We start from the raw sequence: 18,570 nt of genomic DNA on the forward strand, positions 1-18,570 counted from the left end.
ACGCGTTCAAAGCTTACAACATATCCGGATGGCCTGGCGAAGAAAGTGGACAGACTAAGGTAATATATGGCTATGAGCAAGGAGGTGTATTGTAATGTTGACGTTATTGGAATAATATCTCCAGATCATAGTCTTCAAATCTTTCATAGTGTAGTTCTCCAACTTGTCCTCACGGCTGTAGAACAACTCTTCTTTCATCTGCTGCTGCCTTGGTGCCAATCTCCTTTGCGAGCTTTATTGCCTGCTTTTTAAACTCTTCATCATATTGTTTTCCTGTTCCCATTGATGACACACTCCTTTGTTTTTATTATACTTTGATTGTTTTGTATGCGTCAAGTTTTATTATACAGGATTATTTCTTGCTTCAAAAGGATAGCTTTCACCGAGGTTCGCACCCACGCCCTTTAAGTACAGCCCATCCCAACCGGGGAGCGTTACGAACAACGCATAGGGTTCAGAGCCGTCATAGCTTTCGGGGATATAGCTTGAAAAATGGATATCGCCCTGTGTATCGGAATGCAGCACATTATCCACGATAAAGCCGTCTTTTTCCTGTGTACCGAATTCAATGCTTCCATTCAAAAGCTCACGTTTCATCAGGCGGAGATCAAACACATCCATCGCTCATCATGGTTCAGGTCGTAGTCATTGCCGTGGGCGTTTTTTGCCTTGGTCAGCAGCCAGTTCTGCAAATTGGCAGGCTCACGCTTTGTGGGGATCGTTCCCGAAAACTGCTCCTCCCAAAAGTTCACAGCATCGTAGATCCACCCCTCAGCGACTGTTCCCGTGCCGAGTCCGAAGCCGTGCGGAAGTCCCTCATAGGCATGGAACTCCGTGGGGATGCCGTAGCTTTCAAGGGTATTCAGGCGGCTCTGCATCGTTTTCCAATTTGCGATACCGTCACTCGTTCCCACGCAAACATAAGTCGGAGCGTCCGCCTTTGAAGTGTAGGTGTAGCCCGTGTACTGCATGATGACCGCACCTGCCTGTCCGATGTCAGTGCGACCTGTGAGCTGCTGCAAATAGTCCGAATTACCAAGCGTTGCCGCCATTCTTGCACCTGCCGAGCCGCCCCACAGGGAATAATCATCAGGATCGACTTTCAGCGTGTTGGCATTGTCATGAATAAACTCGATCGCCCTCGCAAGGTCATCATAGGGAGCATCGGGACGGTAGATCAGTGCAAAGGCATTATAGCCCATTTTTGACAGTTCAAGAGCATGAGGAAAGCTGTCGTGCATCGCCCCCACATAGGCAAATCCGCCGCCTGCATTGCACACAGCAAATTTCGCATTGTCCTCACCCTTGAAGAAGAAAAGTCCCGTGTCACGCAGACTGCTATCCGCCTGCATTTCCTCCTCGGTGTAGATGTTGTAAAATATCTGCTGACCGCTTTCTGCGGCGTTTTTCAGGTAATTGACGATCTCAACGGTCTTTTCGGGCTTGATATAATTGTACCATGTGTAGGTACTGCTTGAACTCACATCTTTCAGTGTCATATCGTCGGAAACAGTCCTGTCCACGGGAAAAAGCAGTCTGCCGAAATCACCGAAAGCTACATTTGCTTTGACCTCTGCGACTGTTGTATTTTCAGTAAAGCTATCTGTCTGCACGTTCTCACCTCCGAAGAACAGCGGCAGAGCGTTGTACATGAACTCACGACAGGAAACATGATCGTGCTGACCGCCCTCACGCTGATAGAAAACGTAGTGGTCGGGCGTGAAAATATCGCTGCGGGAGAGCATTTTCTCCGCCATGTCAATGGACTGGGACTTCACCGTATCATTCGTGCCGACACCGTGATAGATGAAGAAACCACGCTCGTCAAGGTCGTTGTCCTGAATGAGCTGCTGAATGAAGTCCACGTTTTTTTCGATCTGGAAATCGCCGTAACCTCCATAGTACCAGCACGAACCGCTCATGGGCAGGAAGTAGCGGATATAGTCGGAATCATAGCAGAATTGCAGCCACGTTGTCACCGAGCCGAGGGAGAATCCGCCGAAGGCTCGGTGGTCACGGCTGGCTTTCAGATCGTCGGGCGAGGTGCTTTCCGCATAGGTGTGGAACTGTCCCTCTACCGCAGGCATCAGGTATTCCTCAAAGTCACGGTGAAACTGTCTGAACTCCGCAACAGAACCGGAAAAGCCCGTGTCTGAATTGTCGTTATAAAATGTGGCGGACACAAATATCGTAGGCGGAATATCGCCCTTAGCGATCATATTGTCCAGCATATCCGTGATGTTTGCGTACTGAAAATACTCACCTGCATGACCGCCCCAGCCGTGCATCAAGTAGCAGATGTTGTAGCGTGTTTCGGTGTCGTTTTCATCGTAGCCGTAGGGAAGATAGACGTATGCAGTCTTAGTAATATCGCTCTCGTCACGGACAAAGTCCTTGCTGTCATAAGTGATCTGCGTGACTGTTCCTGACTGTTCGATCGGCTGCAAATATATATCGGGAACGGCGGTACTCATACCCGTCTGGGCGATCTCCTTCACCGTATCTGAACTTACGGCGGCTTTTGGTATCGTCTGCGAGTTCGCTGTGTTTTCCTGCTGTGTTCCGCAGCCTGTCAGAAATGACATCAGTACTGTTCCAAGTAATGCAAAGCGTTTTATAACGTTCATCTCCTTCGCTCCTTTCTGAAAGATGTGTTGACCGTTTACTGCAAATTCAGACTATCTACCCATTCTGTAACTTCGGCAGTATCGTAATATTCACTGAACCGCATACCTTCGAGCCAGTTGCCCGTACCTGCCATTTCAGCAAGGTGAACACCGCTGTCGCCAATGCCGTCTGACATTGATGTGCAGAACGGGATAACGTCTTTCCCGCTGAAATCATTATCCATTACAAAATCATTGACCACCCATGAGGCTTCTCTCCACCAGAGGGGATAGCCGATCAGAACAGTATCATAGCTGTCCCAGTTCTCAACAGTCGTGGAAACAAGTTCTGTGTGACGGTTCTCGTCATTATGCTCTGTCACGACTCGGCTCTGCTCATTCGTCCAGTTGAGGTCGTCCTCTGTGTAAGTTTCCACAGGTTCGATCACAAACATATCTGCTCCAAGTGCATCGGCAACGATCTCTGCCACACCTTTGGTATGTTCCTGAGCCGAATAATAGACCACAAGAATATTACTGTCAACGGTCTCATCAGTCGTTTCTTCGGGAGCTTCGGTCACAGCATCAGTAGTTTCTGGTGTTTGCTCCGTTTCTGTCTGCGTTTCTTGTTCTGATACTGCCGTAGTCGTTTCTGTTTTTGTCGCTTGTGTTGTTTCAGCTTTTGAACCTGTTGTTACCTGACTTCCGCAGCCTGTGAGCAATCCTGCGATCATCAGGAATGGAATCATGATTTTTATTGTATGTTTCATAAGTAATACCTCCGTTTCGGTTTTCTTTACCTATATTATAACAAAACGGAGACCTCATGAGAAGTCTCCGTTTGTTTCTACATATTAACCTTTGGGTTATTACTTATTCAGCTTTTTCACCGCATTCAGGAACCGCTTCACGGTCTTGCTAGGTTTCGGTGCATGAAGCAGACCAAAGGGCATGGAATAGTCCCAGTCCACAGGCAGCGTTTTCAGCAGCGGGTGGACATTTGACCACATATCAATACACATCAGGATATGATCGCTGTTCTCGCAATCGTTGAACACCGAGAGATTGATGAAATCAAATGTCACAATGTTGATCTCAGGGTGTTCTTCCGTGAGCCATTTGCGGAGCCTGTCCGTTTCCTCGTTCCAGCCCTCACGGATCAGCATGATCGACCTGCCGTGCAGGTCTTCCACTGTCAGTCTGTCTTTTTTCGCAAGAGGATCATAGACCGATACTGCACAGCGCATCGGTACATCTGCTACGAACTGTGCCGCACACTGCCAGTGTTTCAGTGCTCGTTCATCATAAACTCCGCATACGATGTCAATGTTCTTTCCCATGTTTTTGAGTATCTCTCTTGCGTTTTCGGGAGTGTTCTCAAAGGGGACGAGCTGGAATTTGATGTCGGGGATCTCCTCTCTGATCTGCGTCCACATATCCACAATGGTCTGTCCGGGTGTCATGGTCGATGTACCGATACGAAGTACAGACGGTTGTGTGTCATCGGCTTTCTTCGCCCGCTCCACCGATTCACGGCAATAGGCGATGATATACCGCGCATCCTCATAAAACGACTGTCCTGCCTTTGTGAGCTGTAATCCTCTGTGCGTGCGTGTAAACAGACGGACACCAAGACTGTCTTCCAGCAGATTGATCTGCTTGATGACCGCAGGCGGCGAGATAAACAGTGCTTCCGCCGCTTTATTGAAGCTGCCGCTGTCTGCGACAACGATAAATGTGTCGAGCTGATGATTATACATAATAATGCTCCCTTCGTAGAGATCTGCTATATTCCATTATATCACAGCATCGACGAAAAAGCAAGCATAAACCTTTGGGTTAATGCCAAAAGACCTGTCCAAATGCATCAGACAGGTCTTTCATACATCTTATACCTTTGCAGACAGCTTTTTTGCATCGGAGGAGTTCACGATCATACCCTCATAGGAAAGTCCGTAAAGCCCTGCAAAGCGTGACATTGTATATTCTCCGGCTTCAAGCATCCACTTTTCGGGTGCTGCTCCCTGAAAGATAAAGAACAGCTTACCGCTCAGTTCTCCTTGCACGACCGGACCATAGCATCTGTCAAGCAAAGTACGCACACTGCCACAGATGTTGTGCCAGTAAAGTGGAGAGCCGATCACAAGTACATCTGCCGCCTTGATCTTTGCGATCACCTCATCAAACTGATCGTTAGGGAGTTTCTGTCCGTACACGCCGATCACATAGTCTGTCAGATTCAGTGTTTCGTAATTCTTACCATTCAGCAGTATCTTCGCAAGTCCGGCAGTATTTCCATCAGGATTCGGGCTGCCGTTGATAAATAAAATGCTCATATCATTTCTCCTTACCAGTTCTTTGTTTCCTTCTCACTGCGATTGTTATTCTTGCGTTCCTTGACCATCTTCACGAACCACTCCACCATTGCAGGATCGTAGTGGGAAAAGAACGAGCTTGTCGCAGTGTCGAGGGCGGCGATCGCTGTCATATCATCATCAGAGAGCGTGAAGTCGAAAACATCGATATTTTGTATCATTCGCTCTCTGTGTGTGGACTTCGGCAGCACAACAACACCGCGCTGAATATTCCAGCGGAGCATGACCTGTGCGGAGGTCTTGCCATATTTTTTGCCGATATTTATGAGCGTTTCATTCTCAAACAGACTGCCTCTGCCCTCGCCGAATGGCGCCCACGCCTCACACTGTACGCCGTACTTGTCCATGTACTCCTTGGCGACCTTCTGCTGATTGAGGACGTGCGTTTCCACCTGATTTACCATTGGCACGATGTTCGCAAAGCTGGCGATGTCTACCAGTCTGTCGGGATAGAAGTTGGATACGCCGATCGCACGGAGAACGCCCTCGTTGTAAAGATCCTCCAATGCACGGTATGCACCGTAATAATCGCTGAACGGCTGGTGCAGGAGCATCAGGTCGAGATAGTCGGTTTTCAGCTTTTCGAGGGAAGTGTAGACCGATTTCTTGCACTCCTCATAGCCGTAATGCTCCACCCAGACCTTAGTTGTGAGAAAAATCTTCTCACGGGGAATACCCGATTTTGTGATAGCTGCACCAACTTCTTCCTCGTTGAAATAGCTCTGTGCCGTGTCGATCAGACGATAGCCCACCGAAAGTGCATCGGTCACACACCTCTCGCACTCGTTCTTTGTCACCTGATACACGCCGTAGCCGAGCATTGGCATTTTGATCCCGTTGTTGAGCTGTACATATTCCATAGTTTACCTCCTATTAGTCATTGATATATCCCTGACTTTTCAGCCAGTTTGTTACTTCATTCAGATCGGTATTGTTTCCATTGAAACCCTCTGCGACCGTTGCTCCGTCACATTCGTCCTTCAGAAGCTCATAGCCCGAATCAACGCCGCTGCCCTGATTTGTGCAGAACGGAACAATGGTCTTTCCGCTGACATCGTATTCCTCAAAGAAAGAACCTATCGGCATCGGGGCATTGAACCACCATACGGGAAATCAGATATAGATCGTATCATACTGATCGAGATCGTCTGGAAGTCCGATCAGCTTCGGACGAGTGTTAAACAGTTCCTCCCAGAACGCACGATAAGCCGTCAGCGGATAGCTCTCGTAATATAGCCTGCTTGTCTGAATACTGTACAGATCTGCACCCGTTGCTTGCTGAAACAGTCTTGCAACGTACTCTGTGTTGCCGTAAACATTTCTGCTGTTATCCGTTCTCATACTTGCCGATGAAACAGCATCGGTCTTGTCGAGATCAACTACGTCTGCCTGAGAGAAATATACCACAAGCGACTTCGTTCCACTTTCGCCTCTGATAATTGCAATATCATTCTTGTTGCCCTTGCCGCCAAAAATGATGATAAGCGATAGGATGACAAGTATCAGCAGGACAACAAGAAGCGCTTTCAGAAGTCCCTTGACCGTCAGTTTCTTTTTTGCCTTTTCTTCCATGATAACACCTCCGATTCGTGTTCCTTGTGTATATTATACCATGAAAAGAAGGCTTTGAGAAGTTTCGATTGGTTATATGGTTTGAACCTTTGGGTTATAGCTTGCTATGCTATACTTATGGATCGTCAAAGGGCAATGCCCCGATCACGAAAACATTCCTTTTTTTATTCTGTAATTATTTTAGTCCTGAATCTCCTGCATCATAGCTGCACCGTCCTTGTATGCGGAACGCATTTCATCAGCAGCAGTATCGCTCACGCAGTCCAGTATCTTGTGGAACACTTCAATCTGCTCCTCGTTCAGTGAATTTTCAAACGGTATGCAGAGCTTGTTAAACTCATCGGAGAACTCGGCGGAGTGGATTTCACCCTGTCTGTAATTACACATCGCATCGATCATTTGTATCTGTCCTTTCGGTTTTATTGTTGTAAAGCCAACCGTCTAAACTTTACCAAATAATCGTTGATAAGGTGTTGCCTATGGCACGCCTGTTAATAACAAATTTCTTGATTTAAAAAATCAACTTGCCCTTGCTTATGAAGGCCATACCGATTACATTGACGAAAAACTAAACACCAAACGTTCTATTGACGACATATTCAAGAACGCCCAAAAAGCGTTCAACATATGGAGCAAGTGGGATCCGTCAGAAAGAATAATCCTGTATAATAAAACTTTACACATACAAAACAATCAAAGTATAATAAAAACAAAGGAGTGTGTCATCAATGGGAACGGGAAAACAATATGATGAAGAGTTTAAAAAGCAGGCAATAAAGCTCGCAAAGGAGATTGCCACCAAGGCAGCAGCTCCAGGCAGCAAACAAACGGATAAAAGAACTTGAAAAGAAAAACCGAGAGCTTGAAGAACTGAATGAATTTCTGGAGGAAACATCTGCTTTTTTCGCCGCAAACCGTCGGAAATCAGGAAAGAAGAACGGTTAAAGTTCATTTTCAAAAAGACTGATGACGGTAGGATCACAGGAAGGATCAGTTTTTACTGCAAGGCTTTGGAGGTTACAAGACAAGCATTTTACGATCATCTCAGCCATAAAAACGCCCCCTGGAAGTATCAGGTGCTTGCAGATGAAATTATGAAGATCCACGAAGAAGACCAATTTGATCTGATGCCGCTGGGGATAGCTATTGAAGATAATATGAGAGTTTCGCTCTGCTGCCATACTCTTGAAAACGCAAACAAATCATATCCTGATATAAAAGGCTGTATCATCCACAGTGTGTCATTAGACTTTGGGCTATTGGACTGCAATCAGCCTATATTCCAAAATCGTTCAAAGAAAGCCTTTAGCTTCTCAATGACTGTTTCTTTCTTCGCCTTGCGGTTGCCGCCTCCCCCGCCGAAACGGGACACGGCAGGCAGTATTTTGTCTATGTCCGTACCTGTTGTCTTGATACCGCCGTCACGGAAAGCACCTGCTACAAATGCCCTTGTTTCTTCCTCTTTGAGCTTTTCCTCGGTTATCAGAGCAACAAGCGCCTTTTCGCGCTCCTCGGCAACATAGCTGTGCCACTCGTTCATGACATCATCAACATCGTTGATGCCGTTAATGAAATTCTCGATAAGGTCTTTCTTGCTTCTCAGCTCAGGGCTGGAATCAACCGCCTTCTGAATGGTGATAAGCACTTCCTTATCCGTACAATGACTGTCGTGATACTTTGTTACAAGCATAAGAATATAGTCGATATTGATCTCTATCTGCTTGATAAGCTCTATTTCAAAGACAATATCATCGTCAATATCGGTCAGCTCACCTTTTTTACGGCGTTCAGCCCACTCGTCACGCAAGTCCTGATACCGTCCGAGGTAGTCCTGAAAATCTCTCTCCGAGATGATCTCTCTGCCCTCAAACTCATCAAAGCTCACAAGCAGATTACGCATACGCAGGATAGCGCCGAGTAGAGCTATAAACTCCTTCTGCCGTTCTTCTCCTATGATCTGCGGTTCGTCAAGCGGAAAATCTTTCAGCAGCTTGTCTATCATATCCACATAGCCGTCAACGTGCTTGCCCTTGCTGTCCTCATAGCCGTTGTAATAATCACCGAAACTCTGCAAGGTCACAATACCGCCGGCTTCTTTATCTCCAAAAAGGGAGATAGCAGCGTCCGTCCGCTTCTGCAATGCTCTGAAACATACGATATTGCCGAATGTTTTGATAGAGTTGAGTATGCGGTTAGTACGGCTGTATGCCTGTATCAGACCGTGCATTTTCAGGTTTTTATCTACCCACAGCGTATTGAGTGTAGTTGCATCAAAGCCTGTCAGGAACATATTGACTACAATCAGTAGGTCAAGCTCCTTATTCTTCATACGGAGTGAAACGTCCTTATAGTAACTTTGAAACTTGTCGCTTGACGTATCGTAATTGGTGTTGAACTGCTTGTTATAGTCACTGATAGCTTTTTCAAGGAAATCTCTTGAAGTGGAATCGAGTGCAGAAGTATCTTCGGGATTTTCTTCATCGAGGATACCGTCAGGATCTTCCTCATTCGCTCCGTAGCTGTATATTATCGCTATTTTCAAAGATTTTTCGGGGTTAGCAGTCATCTGTTTCAGGAATTCCTCATAATAGAGCTTGGCAGCCTGCACCGAGGATACCGCAAATATGGAGTTGAAACCGCTAACACGCTGTTTCTGCTTGATCTCCTGCACCTGCTCACGCTTTTTCGCATCAGCCACCTCTGAAACATTTGTCAGCACGTTATAGCTGTATGTGCGCTCAAAAGCCTTACGGTAGGTCTTTTGGTCAAAGTGGTCTAAGATATATTCGGTCACAAGTGAGATACGTTTCGGGGACATATATGCCTTTTCACGGTCAATGTCCCATACTTTGACATCTTCGATATCTTCTTCTTTGTCCATAGTTTTGATATAGTCCACACGGAACGGAAGAACATTCTTGTCATTGATAGCGTCAACGATCGTATAGGAATGAAGCTGATCTCCGAAAGCCTGTGCCGTGGTGCGTAGGTTCGGATTTTTGCTTGTACCCGAATTGATAGCAAATATAGGCGTACCTGTAAAGCCGAATAGGTGATACTTCTTGAATTTCTTGGTAATTGCCTGGTGCATATCACCAAATTGACTTCTATGACACTCATCAAAGATTATGACTACGCGCTTGTCATAGACTTCGTGGGTATTATTCTTTTTGATGAATGTAGCGAGTTTCTGAATGGTAGTGATGATGATACGGCAGTCAGGATTTTCGAGCTGTCTTTTCAGAACCGTAGTCGAGGTATTGCTGTTTGCGGCACCCTTTTCAAAGCGGTCATACTCGCGCATGGTCTGATAGTCGAGGTCTTTACGGTCAACGACAAACAGCACCTTGTCGATATATTCGAGCTTTGAAGCCAGTCGAGCCGACTTGAACGAGGTCAAGGTTTTGCCCGAACCTGTTGTATGCCAGATATATCCACCGCCTGCAACAGAGCCGTATTTCTTGTAGTTATTGGCAATTTCTATACGGTTGAGTATTCTCTCTGTTGCAACGATCTGATACGGACGCATAACGAGCAGCAGATTTTCGCTTGTGAAAATGCAGTATTTTGTCAGTATATTGAGGATAGTATGCTTTGCGAAAAAAGTCTTTGTAAAGTCCACAAGATCAGGAATGACCTTATTGCTCGCATCAGCCCAAAAGCTCGTAAACTCAAAGGAATTGCTTGTTTTGGTCTTTTTCTTAGACTTGCCCGCTTCTTTCACGGCATTGAAACGAGTAGTGTTGCTGTAATATTTCGTATTCGTACCGTTGGAAATAACAAATATCTGCACATACTCAAACAGCCCTGAGCCTGCCCAAAAGCTGTCACGCTGATAGCGGTCTATCTGGTTGAACGCTTCACGGATAGGCACACCACGTCTTTTCAGTTCGATATGCACAAGTGGAAAGCCGTTGACAAGCACCGTCACATCATAGCGATTCTGCCGTTTTCCAGTATCGACCTCATACTGATTGATAACTTGCAGATGATTGTTGTGGATATTCTTCTTGTCGATCAGCGTGATATTTTTCGACGTGCCGTCATCACGTTTCAAGACCTTTACGCTATCTTCCTGTATCGTCTTTGTTTTCTCAACGATACCTTCGTTATTATTAGCTATTACAGTATTAAGGAACAAGCTCCATTCATCGTCTGAAAACACATAATTATTCAGCTTTTCAATCTGGTGACGAAGATTATCAACTAAAGCGCTTTCATTGTGAATAGAAAGATATTCATATCCTAATTCTTCAAGGCGATGAATAAATTTCTTTTCAAGCTCAGCTTCACTTTGGTATGTATCTGCACTTCGAGGTTCAGGAGTATACTCTGTTACTACTGTATTCTCATTCGATTGGGATATAATATTAATATACGACATTATGTTCCTCCTTAAACCGACCAAGACAATTCTCTTGTTGCTGCTGTTAACTCTTCTTTTTTTCGTTTATCATCAATATTATCAAGTATTCCAACTATCAACCTTCTAAGAGATGTATACTTTTTCATTCCAACTTCTTCGTCAGTTGAACTACTATGAACAATCTCACTTAATTCGCTAAATAGCTGATAACCGTTAGCTGAGAACTCTTGTGGAATGATTGAACATTGACCATTTACTCTTGTAAGCAACTCCCGAAAGTTTAGCGTTTTTCCGTTTCTGTCCTGGTATGCGACGCCGTTATCTTTTGCGACATCAACCGTTACCATTTCATATAGCTTTCTTAAATATACCAGAGCACCTGCACCTAATTGATCATAGTAAGCCTGATCAGCCTTAATAAGTAAATCAGAATACTCCTTTTTATACTTTAGAGGTTCCGGCTCAACTTCTGATGAATATTTAAAATGCCTATGTAGTAATCTGACTTTAGCAGTAGACAATATATTCACACTTTTCTGCCCCTTAGTCATACTCATTCCTTCAACCTGAATCAAAAACCATACCGGCACAGAGGTCTTACCACAATATTGACAAGTTAACCGACAATCAATGCTTAGTAAGTCGGCGTTAATAGGCATAAAGTATAGTATTTCATCCGAATAGAATTGATGAACCTGATTACAATTATTGCACTTCTGATTAAGAAAAACTTTTCCAACTTCAATTTTATAACTTTTTCCTATTTGAGCAGAATTTTTCGGAGCAAAATTATCTACAGCAATAAATTCTTTCATAGGTTCTTTACTTAATATATCGCTTAATCGCATAGCTACCCCCATGTATTTCCTTCATAGATTTATTTTGACTATTATTATTGACACAATCAGTATGATGCTCGCTCTTTTGTTATCCATTTTATTTGCTTATCAGTCAATGGAGTTTGAGAATAAATCCACCGTTTGCAGTGTGTCACAACAGCTTTATTGACATATTTTATATCTTCTGGTCTTAACTCCGTTAGGCGGTTATAAAAGCCTCTCCTTGTATTATCATAAGGTTTCATAAACAGCACTATATTGGGTGATATAGGCATTATTACCTCGTCGAGTTTGACCGGCTGATTTGTCCCAAATAAGATAACAGGGCTATCGCTTGTAAAAAACACCTCTGAATCAGCCACACCGATCTGGAATGACATATCCTCAAAGAACCACATAACAGGGTTTAGGAGGTTTCTTTCCTCAGTATCGAGAGCCTTATATATCGGCAAGCAAGTTTGCAGTGCAAGATTTCTCGCTGATATTTCTGTTATCTGGTCTCCGAAAAACTCCAATGCCGTCTCCTGGGTGGCTTGCAACACATCGGGATTTCTAACGATCATCGTCGAGAGAAAGAATACCAATAATGCTTTTTCTTTCGGGGACAAAAAGCATAATGTGTGATAATTGGCTTCGATTCGGGATTTTGAGATGACAGAACGAAAAGTTTTGGCGAACTCTCCCTCATAGATACCAAAGCTCTTTTCTATCAGATTTCTGTATGCAAAAGCTCCCGAACTATCCCTAAACTCATAAAGGTGTTTCTGATAGCACACACTTTTTGTAGGAACAGGCACGGGAGTTTGCTTGCCCGATAAAACATCGTATTGGTATATGCGTTCTCCGTCCGAGGAAAACTGTTTCAGGTAGCACTGAGGGATATAGTGTTCATCGGTCGTAGGCTTGTTTTGTGCCATTTACTGCTCCTTAAAGGAAAGAAGTTTATCCCTATAATACTCATACTGTTTCCGTCTTGCTTCGATCTCCGCAGGCAAGCCCTCGGAAATATCATTACATAGCTTGTCAAAACGGTCAAGGATTGATACTATTCGCTTTTGTTTTTCAATTGTCGGGATAGGAATTTTATAAGTTGAAAGTTTAGCTGTATTTATAATTGGCAAGCCCCCACCATTATTGACATTATTTCTGCACCATTCGCCAAAGTTGAAAAAAAGATAAAAAACAAATTTTATATTTATCTTACTGCTATACTCTTGTTTCAATGAAAAACAGGTTATTTGTTGGTTACATACAAAATTTGTTTTAATTAATGCGTGTTCTCCAATAGTCGCAGTTGTAGACATGATCAACGAATTGGCAGGAAATATACCTGATTTTTTTACGCCTTTTCTTGCGATATGTTGTATAGAATTTGAAAGAATACGACCATTTTCTCTTATATCGTCCATGCGAAACCACGGAATGATGCCATTTTCCCAATATTCTACATTGGATTTTGATGGTGTATAGCCATTACGAATATCGAAAATCTCCTTGATTGTTCGCCATTCACACTCATTTGTCCCCCCCCTCGTGTACGTCGAAGTCTAACAGGAAGTCACGATAGTATTCATACTGCTTTTTGCGAGCTGTAAGCTCTTTTTCAAGTTCCTGCTGTAAGGCGGTTACGCTTGTACTGTATTCGTCAAGTATCTTGACAATTTCAGCCTGTACCTCCAAAGGCGGTACAGGAATTTTGAAGTCCTCTGTAACATGAAGTGAAATCTGAGGGAGAGAGCCCATTCCAGAAGCCGAATCTCTGAAATGCTGCGTATTATTCTGTAAAAAATAGTACAAATATTTTACAGTGATTTTATTTTCAGCAGTATATGCCCACATTTCATTCTTAAATGTAAAGGGCTTTTCGTAATATATGAAGTCAATAACCCCTCTTGACTGCACCAACACCGCAGGAACTCTTGTTATATTTGCATTAGGAATATCTTTTTCGTGTGCGTTGATTACTGTTTTGCCGCCTGCAAATATTCTAATTTCACCGTCAGGCGAGTCTATTTCTTTCATCTTGCCAGCAGTTATTGGTGTACCTTTCAACCTTGTGAAATAGTCCTTTATTGCAACATACTTCACTCCGTTAGGGCAAAGCTCTTTTATAAGTTGTTCAAGTTTGGTCATTGTTATCACCTATATTAAGCTAATCTCTTTTCTAATTTTCTTTTCAACTTCTCTATCATTTATAAGTTGATATAGTTTTTTTAATGTGTCTGCTGTTTCGTATAATTTGTTTTTTTCAGCCCAATCATGCACTTTTTCTTGAAATATATCAAGCGACATACAAGATTTTTGATCAAAGTTGTTATCTTTTAAGCCATTTAAAGCAATTTGCTGACGATGCATCGCTTGTAATAGTTTTTTATAAACTATAATAAATTCAGCCATATATTTGGATACAGAGCTTTTAAATATTAGTTCAACTTCAATGGCACTTTTTTCCAACTCTTCGCATTTAGTTAGAAATAAGTTTTTTTCTTCATGCGATAAAGGATTTTTCATCACATTAGCAATCATTTCTAATGAAGAGCAATTAGTCAGATAAATAAAAGGAAATTCAACATCTTGACTTAAAATAGATTCTTCCAACAAGGTTATACTATTACTATAATTTGCTAATAAATCTTTAAACAATAAAAACTTGTTGATTCTTCTGTCTAAAAGTGCTTGCCTATTACTGATTTTGACTTGTTTATGTGATTGAAAAAGTGCAATAACTGCTGCCAAAACTGTTATAACTGAGAGCCAAAATCCATAGTTTTTTAATACATCAGTCATAAATCAATCTCAGATCTCCGCAATAATGCGGTCTATCTCTGCCCTCAGCACATCTTCACGCTTGACGATCTCAGCAATCTCCGCATTCAGCACTGCAATGTCAATGACCTCTCTTGTGTCCTCTTGCTCAACATAAGTCGAAACGGACAGATTATAGTCATTCTCGGCAATTTCAGAATTAGGCACAAGACGGCAGAAGTATTCGCTGTCTGTGCGTTCGGTGAAGGCTGCCACGATCTTTGAGATATTCTCCTCGGTCAGTTTGTTGTTGTTCGTGACCTTGACGCACTCCTTTGAAGCATCAATGAAAAGTGTGCTGTTTGCGGTCTTGTTCTTTTTCAGCACCATAATACAGGTTGCGATAGAAGTGCCGTAAAACAGATTGTCAGGGAGCTGAATAATACAGTCAACAAAGTTGTTGTCGATCAGATACTTGCGTATTTTCTTTTCTGCACCGCCACGATACATCACGCCGGGAAAACATACTATAGCAGCGGCACCGTTATTCGCAAGCCACGAAAGTGAGTGCATAATGAAAGCGAGGTCAGCCTTAGACTTAGGCGCAAGCACGCCCGCAGGAGAAAAACGGGGATCGTTTATCAGCAGCGGATTGGCATCGCCCTCCCACTTGATCGAGTAGGGCGGATTTGATACAATGACCTCAAAAGGCTCATCGTCCAAATGCTGCGGCTCTGTCAGCGTATCCTCATGAGCAATGTTGAATTTGTCGTAATCAATATCGTGTAGGAACATATTGATACGGCAAAGGTTGTATGTTGTAATGTTGATCTCCTGTCCGAAAAAGCCTTGACGCACCTTGTCTTTTCCAAGAATTTTGGCGGCTTTCAGCAACAGCGAACCCGAACCACAGGCAGGATCATAGACCTTGTTGACCTCAGTTTTTCCTGCCGTTGCAAGCCGTGTGAGCAGTTCGGAAACCTCCTGCGGAGTGTAATACTCACCGCCGGACTTGCCTGCATTTGAAGCGTACATACCCATGAGATACTCATAGGCATCACCGAACGCATCAATGGAGTTCTCCTGATAATCACCGAGCTGCATAGAAGCGACACCATTCATCAGCTTTACAAGGCGTTCGTTACGCTTTGCGACAGTTCCGCCGAGCTTGTTGCTGTTCACATCGAAATCGTCGAACAACCCCTTGAAATCGTCCTCGCTCTCACAGCCCTGGGCAGAGCCTTCAATGCTGCGGAATATGCCCTCAAGTGTTTCATTGAGGTTTTCGTCCGAATCAGCCTTTGCAAGTACATTACAGAAAAGCTGTGACGGCAGAATGAAAAAGCCCTTAGTCTGCACCATATCCTCACGGGCAGCTTCCGCTTCATCGTCCGACAGCTTTGTATAATCAAAATCGGGAGTGCCTGCTTCAATCTCTCCTGCATTGATATAGTTGGTCAGATTTTCCGAGATATAGCGGTAAAACAGCATAACGAGGACATAATTCTTGAAGTCCCAGCCGTCCACACTACCACGCAGATCGTTAGCGATTCCCCATATCGTGCGGTGCAGCTCAGCACGTTCCTGCTCTTTCTTATTATCTATCATAAGTCATAACTCGCTTTCGTTTAGTATGCTATCAAATAGTTACTATCTATCCTATAATTATAGCAAAAACTGCACAATTAGTCAATCATCAAATCGAGTTTTTTCTCCGTTTTCACCGAGAAAAATACAAAAAGCGTCTCAACCCATAAGGCTAAAACGCTTCACTGTTTATCATATTTGATTATATCGGCAGGAGAACATTCCAACACATAGCAGATACGGGCGAGAATATCCAAGTCCATTTTTTCTACAACACCATTGTACCACTTGTTGATGACCTCAAAGCGAGTATTGGAGATCCTTGCAAGGTAGTTCCGTGTGATACCTTTGCTGTCCATTATCTCTTTCAGGTGTATGCTGATCTTACCATATTCCTTTATTGTAATGACGTAATGACCGATTTAGAGCCGTCCATAACATCACCCCTCAATAATATTCTATCTTGATTGTTACCTCTTGACAATATACATATTCAATGCTACTATGTATATAGTATTATATGAAGGAATTAAGTTATGAACATCTACACTGTCAGCTTTTTCGGGCATAGATACATAGAGCGTGGAACGGAGATAGAAGAACGCCTTGACAAGCTCCTGCATGACCTGATAACGCAGAAAGAGTATGTTGACTTCCTGATCGGATGGAACGGAAATTTTGATTTGCTTGCTTCTGCTGCCATTAAGCGAGCTGTCCACAGTTACAATTACGGCAATACCCATTTTACACTTGTCCTGCCATATATGAAAGCGGAGTACCGTGCCAACGAAAAAGAGTACCTTGACTATTATGATGAAGTTGAGGTGTGTGCCGAATCGTCCGAAGCACACCCTAAGTCCGCTATCCAAGTCCGAAATCGGAGCATGATAGACCGTGCCGACCTTGTGATATGCTGTATTCAGCACAAAAGCGGCGGAGCATACCGCACGATACAATACGCTGAGAAACAGGGCAAGAAGATAGTGAACCTTGCAGACGAAAACTGAATAAGCATCTGAAAAGAAAAAAGTCAGGGCTATGCCTTCCGTACACATATGGTTACGGAGAGCATAGCCTTTATATTATACCGAAATATAGCTGTTTGCTATCACATAAAATCCGTTCTGCCATTTTGAGCGGAGGCAGTTTATAACCCATGATCCTACAAAGTAATAAGCTACATAATAAACGTTTTTATCATTCAAAGTTTACCAATATTATCCTCAATACCGCAATATCGACTATACATACCGTAACTTTTCGTTTAGTGGGAGTGCCGCAATTTGCACACCTGGGTTTATACCGTATTACAGTGGATACAAAAATCTCAAACTTCTTGCGGGGCTGAACAACAAGATCGGCAAAGATGAGATAAAAAGCAGTATGAAACAGGTGGGACTTGATCCCGAACTAAAGCGACACGTCCGCAAATACAGCCTAGGTATGCGGCAGCGTTTGGGACTTGCACAAGCCATTATGGAAAATCCGAAGATACTCATTCTTGACGAGCCTTTCAATGGTCTTGACAAGGACGGCGTAAAAGAAATGCGTGAGTACCTACTTTCATACAAGGAGCAGGGCAAGACTATTCTTATATGCTCACACTCTGCGGAGGACATCTCAGTGCTGTGCAATACTGTACACGAAATGGATAAGGGTGTGATAAGTGAGAACACGTTTTGACATAGGGGGTATCTCACAGTGCGACGGCGAAAACGCACATTTTACCCTAGTATCAAAATCTAACTTTTTGTACAAAACAATGAAAAGACTCTATACCTCTTGACAAATGTATCAAGATGCGATACCATAAGAATGGAGAATAATAAAAACTCGTAAAGATTTAAACGTCTTTGCGAGTTTTTTGTTTTGTATAAATATTTTGCCGCAAGCAAAAATGGTGAATCAAAAATAGAAACTTGAAAATAGAATAGGAGGTCTGGTAGCGTGAAAAAACTCATCACTCGATCCTGTGAGGATATCATGACCACTGTGTATAAGCCTGTTGAGTTCGTTATAGACGGCTTGATCGCACAAGGTCTATACATTTTAGCAGGAGCACCAAAGGTCGGAAAGTCTTGGCTGGCACTGGATATGTGCCTGTCAATAGCGAAAGGAGAAAGTGTTTTAGGTCAGAAAACATTGCAGGGCACGGCATTGTATTTGTGTTTAGAGGATAGCTATGTTCGTATTCAAAATCGGTTGTATGAAATAACTGATGTGCCAACTGAAAATTTGTACTTCTCTGTTATGTCTGAATCTATCGGCAACGGACTTGAAGAACAAATCGAAAGTTTTAAAATTGAACATTGCGGTCTAAAAATTGTGTTCATTGACACTCTGCAAATGGTTCGCAGCGATACTGATTCAAGCTATGGTTCAGATTACAAAGAGCTGTCTGTGCTGAAAGCACTTGCTGACAAACTTGAAATCGCAATAATAGTTGTACATCACACTAGAAAATGCAAAGATATCGACCC

General features: G+C 43.3%; 18 protein-coding genes and 2 pseudogenes. 3 read left to right on the forward strand and 17 right to left on the reverse strand.

Annotation, left to right across the window (positions count from 1 at the left end; genetic code table 11):
- Nucleotides 1-342: 342 nt before the first annotated feature.
- The 17 genes and pseudogenes from AB5123_RS12015 to AB5123_RS12095 form a co-directional block, all read right to left on the reverse strand.
- Nucleotides 343-615, reverse strand: coding sequence for a hypothetical protein (locus AB5123_RS12015; protein ID WP_368364865.1), 273 nt, complete (start codon nucleotides 613-615; stop codon nucleotides 343-345).
- Nucleotides 597-2,627, reverse strand: coding sequence for an alpha/beta hydrolase-fold protein (locus AB5123_RS12020; RefSeq protein ID WP_368364866.1), 2,031 nt, complete (start codon nucleotides 2,625-2,627; stop codon nucleotides 597-599). The genes AB5123_RS12015 and AB5123_RS12020 overlap by 19 nt, the downstream gene beginning before the upstream one ends.
- A 35-nt stretch (nucleotides 2,628-2,662) precedes the next feature.
- Entirely contained in the window at nucleotides 2,663-3,376 is a 714-nt protein-coding gene (locus AB5123_RS12025; protein WP_368364867.1) for a flavodoxin, read from the reverse strand.
- 99 nt (nucleotides 3,377-3,475) lie between these two features.
- The gene (locus AB5123_RS12030; protein WP_368364869.1) at nucleotides 3,476-4,366 is read right to left on the reverse strand and encodes a LysR family transcriptional regulator; all 891 of its coding nucleotides are present in this window, start codon (nucleotides 4,364-4,366) and stop codon (nucleotides 3,476-3,478) included.
- Between the two features lie 129 nt (nucleotides 4,367-4,495).
- A complete protein-coding gene (locus AB5123_RS12035; RefSeq protein WP_368364870.1) occupies nucleotides 4,496-4,942 on the reverse strand; it encodes a flavodoxin family protein in 447 nt (148 codons plus the stop codon).
- Nucleotides 4,943-4,953: 11 nt separating this feature from the next.
- Nucleotides 4,954-5,841 carry an aldo/keto reductase gene (locus tag AB5123_RS12040; RefSeq protein WP_368364871.1) on the reverse strand — a complete coding sequence of 296 codons (888 nt, stop codon included), beginning with the start codon at nucleotides 5,839-5,841 and terminating at the stop codon, nucleotides 4,954-4,956.
- A 13-nt stretch (nucleotides 5,842-5,854) separates the two neighbouring features.
- Nucleotides 5,855-6,082: pseudogene (locus tag AB5123_RS12045) on the reverse strand (flavodoxin); the annotation flags it as partial.
- Nucleotides 6,083-6,094: 12 nt separating this feature from the next.
- Nucleotides 6,095-6,553 carry a hypothetical protein gene (locus AB5123_RS12050; RefSeq protein ID WP_337812094.1) on the reverse strand — a complete coding sequence of 153 codons (459 nt, stop codon included), beginning with the start codon at nucleotides 6,551-6,553 and terminating at the stop codon, nucleotides 6,095-6,097.
- A 180-nt stretch (nucleotides 6,554-6,733) separates the two neighbouring features.
- Nucleotides 6,734-6,952, reverse strand: coding sequence for a hypothetical protein (locus AB5123_RS12055; protein WP_337812093.1), 219 nt, complete (start codon nucleotides 6,950-6,952; stop codon nucleotides 6,734-6,736).
- Nucleotides 6,953-7,823: 871 nt separating this feature from the next.
- Nucleotides 7,824-10,937, reverse strand: coding sequence for a type I restriction endonuclease subunit R (locus AB5123_RS12060; RefSeq protein ID WP_337812092.1), 3,114 nt, complete (start codon nucleotides 10,935-10,937; stop codon nucleotides 7,824-7,826).
- Nucleotides 10,938-10,948: 11 nt separating this feature from the next.
- Nucleotides 10,949-11,767, reverse strand: coding sequence for a hypothetical protein (locus AB5123_RS12065; protein WP_368364872.1), 819 nt, complete (start codon nucleotides 11,765-11,767; stop codon nucleotides 10,949-10,951).
- Between the two features lie 56 nt (nucleotides 11,768-11,823).
- Entirely contained in the window at nucleotides 11,824-12,675 is an 852-nt protein-coding gene (locus tag AB5123_RS12070) for a DUF4238 domain-containing protein (protein ID WP_368364873.1), read from the reverse strand.
- Nucleotides 12,676-13,257, reverse strand: a complete 582-nt coding sequence (locus AB5123_RS12075; protein ID WP_368364877.1) for a restriction endonuclease subunit S — start codon at nucleotides 13,255-13,257, stop codon at nucleotides 12,676-12,678.
- 16 nt (nucleotides 13,258-13,273) lie between these two features.
- Nucleotides 13,274-13,891 carry a restriction endonuclease subunit S gene (locus AB5123_RS12080; RefSeq protein WP_368364874.1) on the reverse strand — a complete coding sequence of 206 codons (618 nt, stop codon included), beginning with the start codon at nucleotides 13,889-13,891 and terminating at the stop codon, nucleotides 13,274-13,276.
- Between the two features lie 9 nt (nucleotides 13,892-13,900).
- Nucleotides 13,901-14,545 carry a hypothetical protein gene (locus AB5123_RS12085; RefSeq protein ID WP_138338339.1) on the reverse strand — a complete coding sequence of 215 codons (645 nt, stop codon included), beginning with the start codon at nucleotides 14,543-14,545 and terminating at the stop codon, nucleotides 13,901-13,903.
- Between the two features lie 9 nt (nucleotides 14,546-14,554).
- Nucleotides 14,555-16,111, reverse strand: coding sequence for a type I restriction-modification system subunit M (locus AB5123_RS12090; RefSeq protein ID WP_368364875.1), 1,557 nt, complete (start codon nucleotides 16,109-16,111; stop codon nucleotides 14,555-14,557).
- A 161-nt stretch (nucleotides 16,112-16,272) separates the two neighbouring features.
- Nucleotides 16,273-16,512 (reverse strand): helix-turn-helix transcriptional regulator, encoded by a 240-nt coding sequence (locus AB5123_RS12095; RefSeq protein WP_337670452.1) that lies wholly within the window; start codon nucleotides 16,510-16,512, stop codon nucleotides 16,273-16,275.
- Nucleotides 16,513-16,626: 114 nt separating this feature from the next.
- Here AB5123_RS12095 and AB5123_RS12100 point away from each other — a divergent pair, with 114 nt between their 5' ends.
- The 3 genes and pseudogenes from AB5123_RS12100 to AB5123_RS12110 all read left to right on the forward strand — a co-directional run.
- Nucleotides 16,627-17,097, forward strand: a complete 471-nt coding sequence (locus tag AB5123_RS12100) for a hypothetical protein (protein WP_337812085.1) — start codon at nucleotides 16,627-16,629, stop codon at nucleotides 17,095-17,097.
- Nucleotides 17,098-17,377: 280 nt separating this feature from the next.
- Nucleotides 17,378-17,773 (forward strand): annotated as a pseudogene (locus AB5123_RS12105) (ATP-binding cassette domain-containing protein); the annotation flags it as partial.
- Between the two features lie 264 nt (nucleotides 17,774-18,037).
- Nucleotides 18,038-18,570, forward strand: a 533-nt coding sequence (locus AB5123_RS12110) for an AAA family ATPase (RefSeq protein ID WP_368364876.1), incomplete at its 3' end; no start/stop codon positions are given.

Source organism: Ruminococcus sp. RTP21204st1_B2_RTP21204_210225 (assembly GCF_040914135.1).
Classification (GTDB): Bacteria; Bacillota; Clostridia; order Oscillospirales; family Ruminococcaceae; genus Hominimerdicola; species Hominimerdicola aceti.

What these genes read in the sequence shown, in the direction of transcription:
- AB5123_RS12025 (WP_368364867.1), bottom strand. Translation starts at nt 3,376, where the DNA reads ATGAAACATACAATAAAAATCATGATTCCATTCCTGATGATCGCAGGA.
- AB5123_RS12030 (WP_368364869.1), bottom strand. Translation starts at nt 4,366, where the DNA reads ATGTATAATCATCAGCTCGACACATTTATCGTTGTCGCAGACAGCGGC.
- AB5123_RS12065 (WP_368364872.1), bottom strand. Translation starts at nt 11,767, where the DNA reads ATGCGATTAAGCGATATATTAAGTAAAGAACCTATGAAAGAATTTATT.
- AB5123_RS12085 (WP_138338339.1), bottom strand. Translation starts at nt 14,545, where the DNA reads ATGACTGATGTATTAAAAAACTATGGATTTTGGCTCTCAGTTATAACA.
- AB5123_RS12070 (WP_368364873.1), bottom strand. Translation starts at nt 12,675, where the DNA reads ATGGCACAAAACAAGCCTACGACCGATGAACACTATATCCCTCAGTGC.
- AB5123_RS12090 (WP_368364875.1), bottom strand. Translation starts at nt 16,111, where the DNA reads ATGATAGATAATAAGAAAGAGCAGGAACGTGCTGAGCTGCACCGCACG.
- AB5123_RS12080 (WP_368364874.1), bottom strand. Translation starts at nt 13,891, where the DNA reads ATGACCAAACTTGAACAACTTATAAAAGAGCTTTGCCCTAACGGAGTG.
- AB5123_RS12035 (WP_368364870.1), bottom strand. Translation starts at nt 4,942, where the DNA reads ATGAGCATTTTATTTATCAACGGCAGCCCGAATCCTGATGGAAATACT.
- AB5123_RS12050 (WP_337812094.1), bottom strand. Translation starts at nt 6,553, where the DNA reads ATGGAAGAAAAGGCAAAAAAGAAACTGACGGTCAAGGGACTTCTGAAA.
- AB5123_RS12020 (WP_368364866.1), bottom strand. Translation starts at nt 2,627, where the DNA reads ATGAACGTTATAAAACGCTTTGCATTACTTGGAACAGTACTGATGTCA.
- AB5123_RS12040 (WP_368364871.1), bottom strand. Translation starts at nt 5,841, where the DNA reads ATGGAATATGTACAGCTCAACAACGGGATCAAAATGCCAATGCTCGGC.
- AB5123_RS12055 (WP_337812093.1), bottom strand. Translation starts at nt 6,952, where the DNA reads ATGATCGATGCGATGTGTAATTACAGACAGGGTGAAATCCACTCCGCC.
- AB5123_RS12060 (WP_337812092.1), bottom strand. Translation starts at nt 10,937, where the DNA reads ATGTCGTATATTAATATTATATCCCAATCGAATGAGAATACAGTAGTA.
- AB5123_RS12100 (WP_337812085.1), top strand. Translation starts at nt 16,627, where the DNA reads ATGAACATCTACACTGTCAGCTTTTTCGGGCATAGATACATAGAGCGT.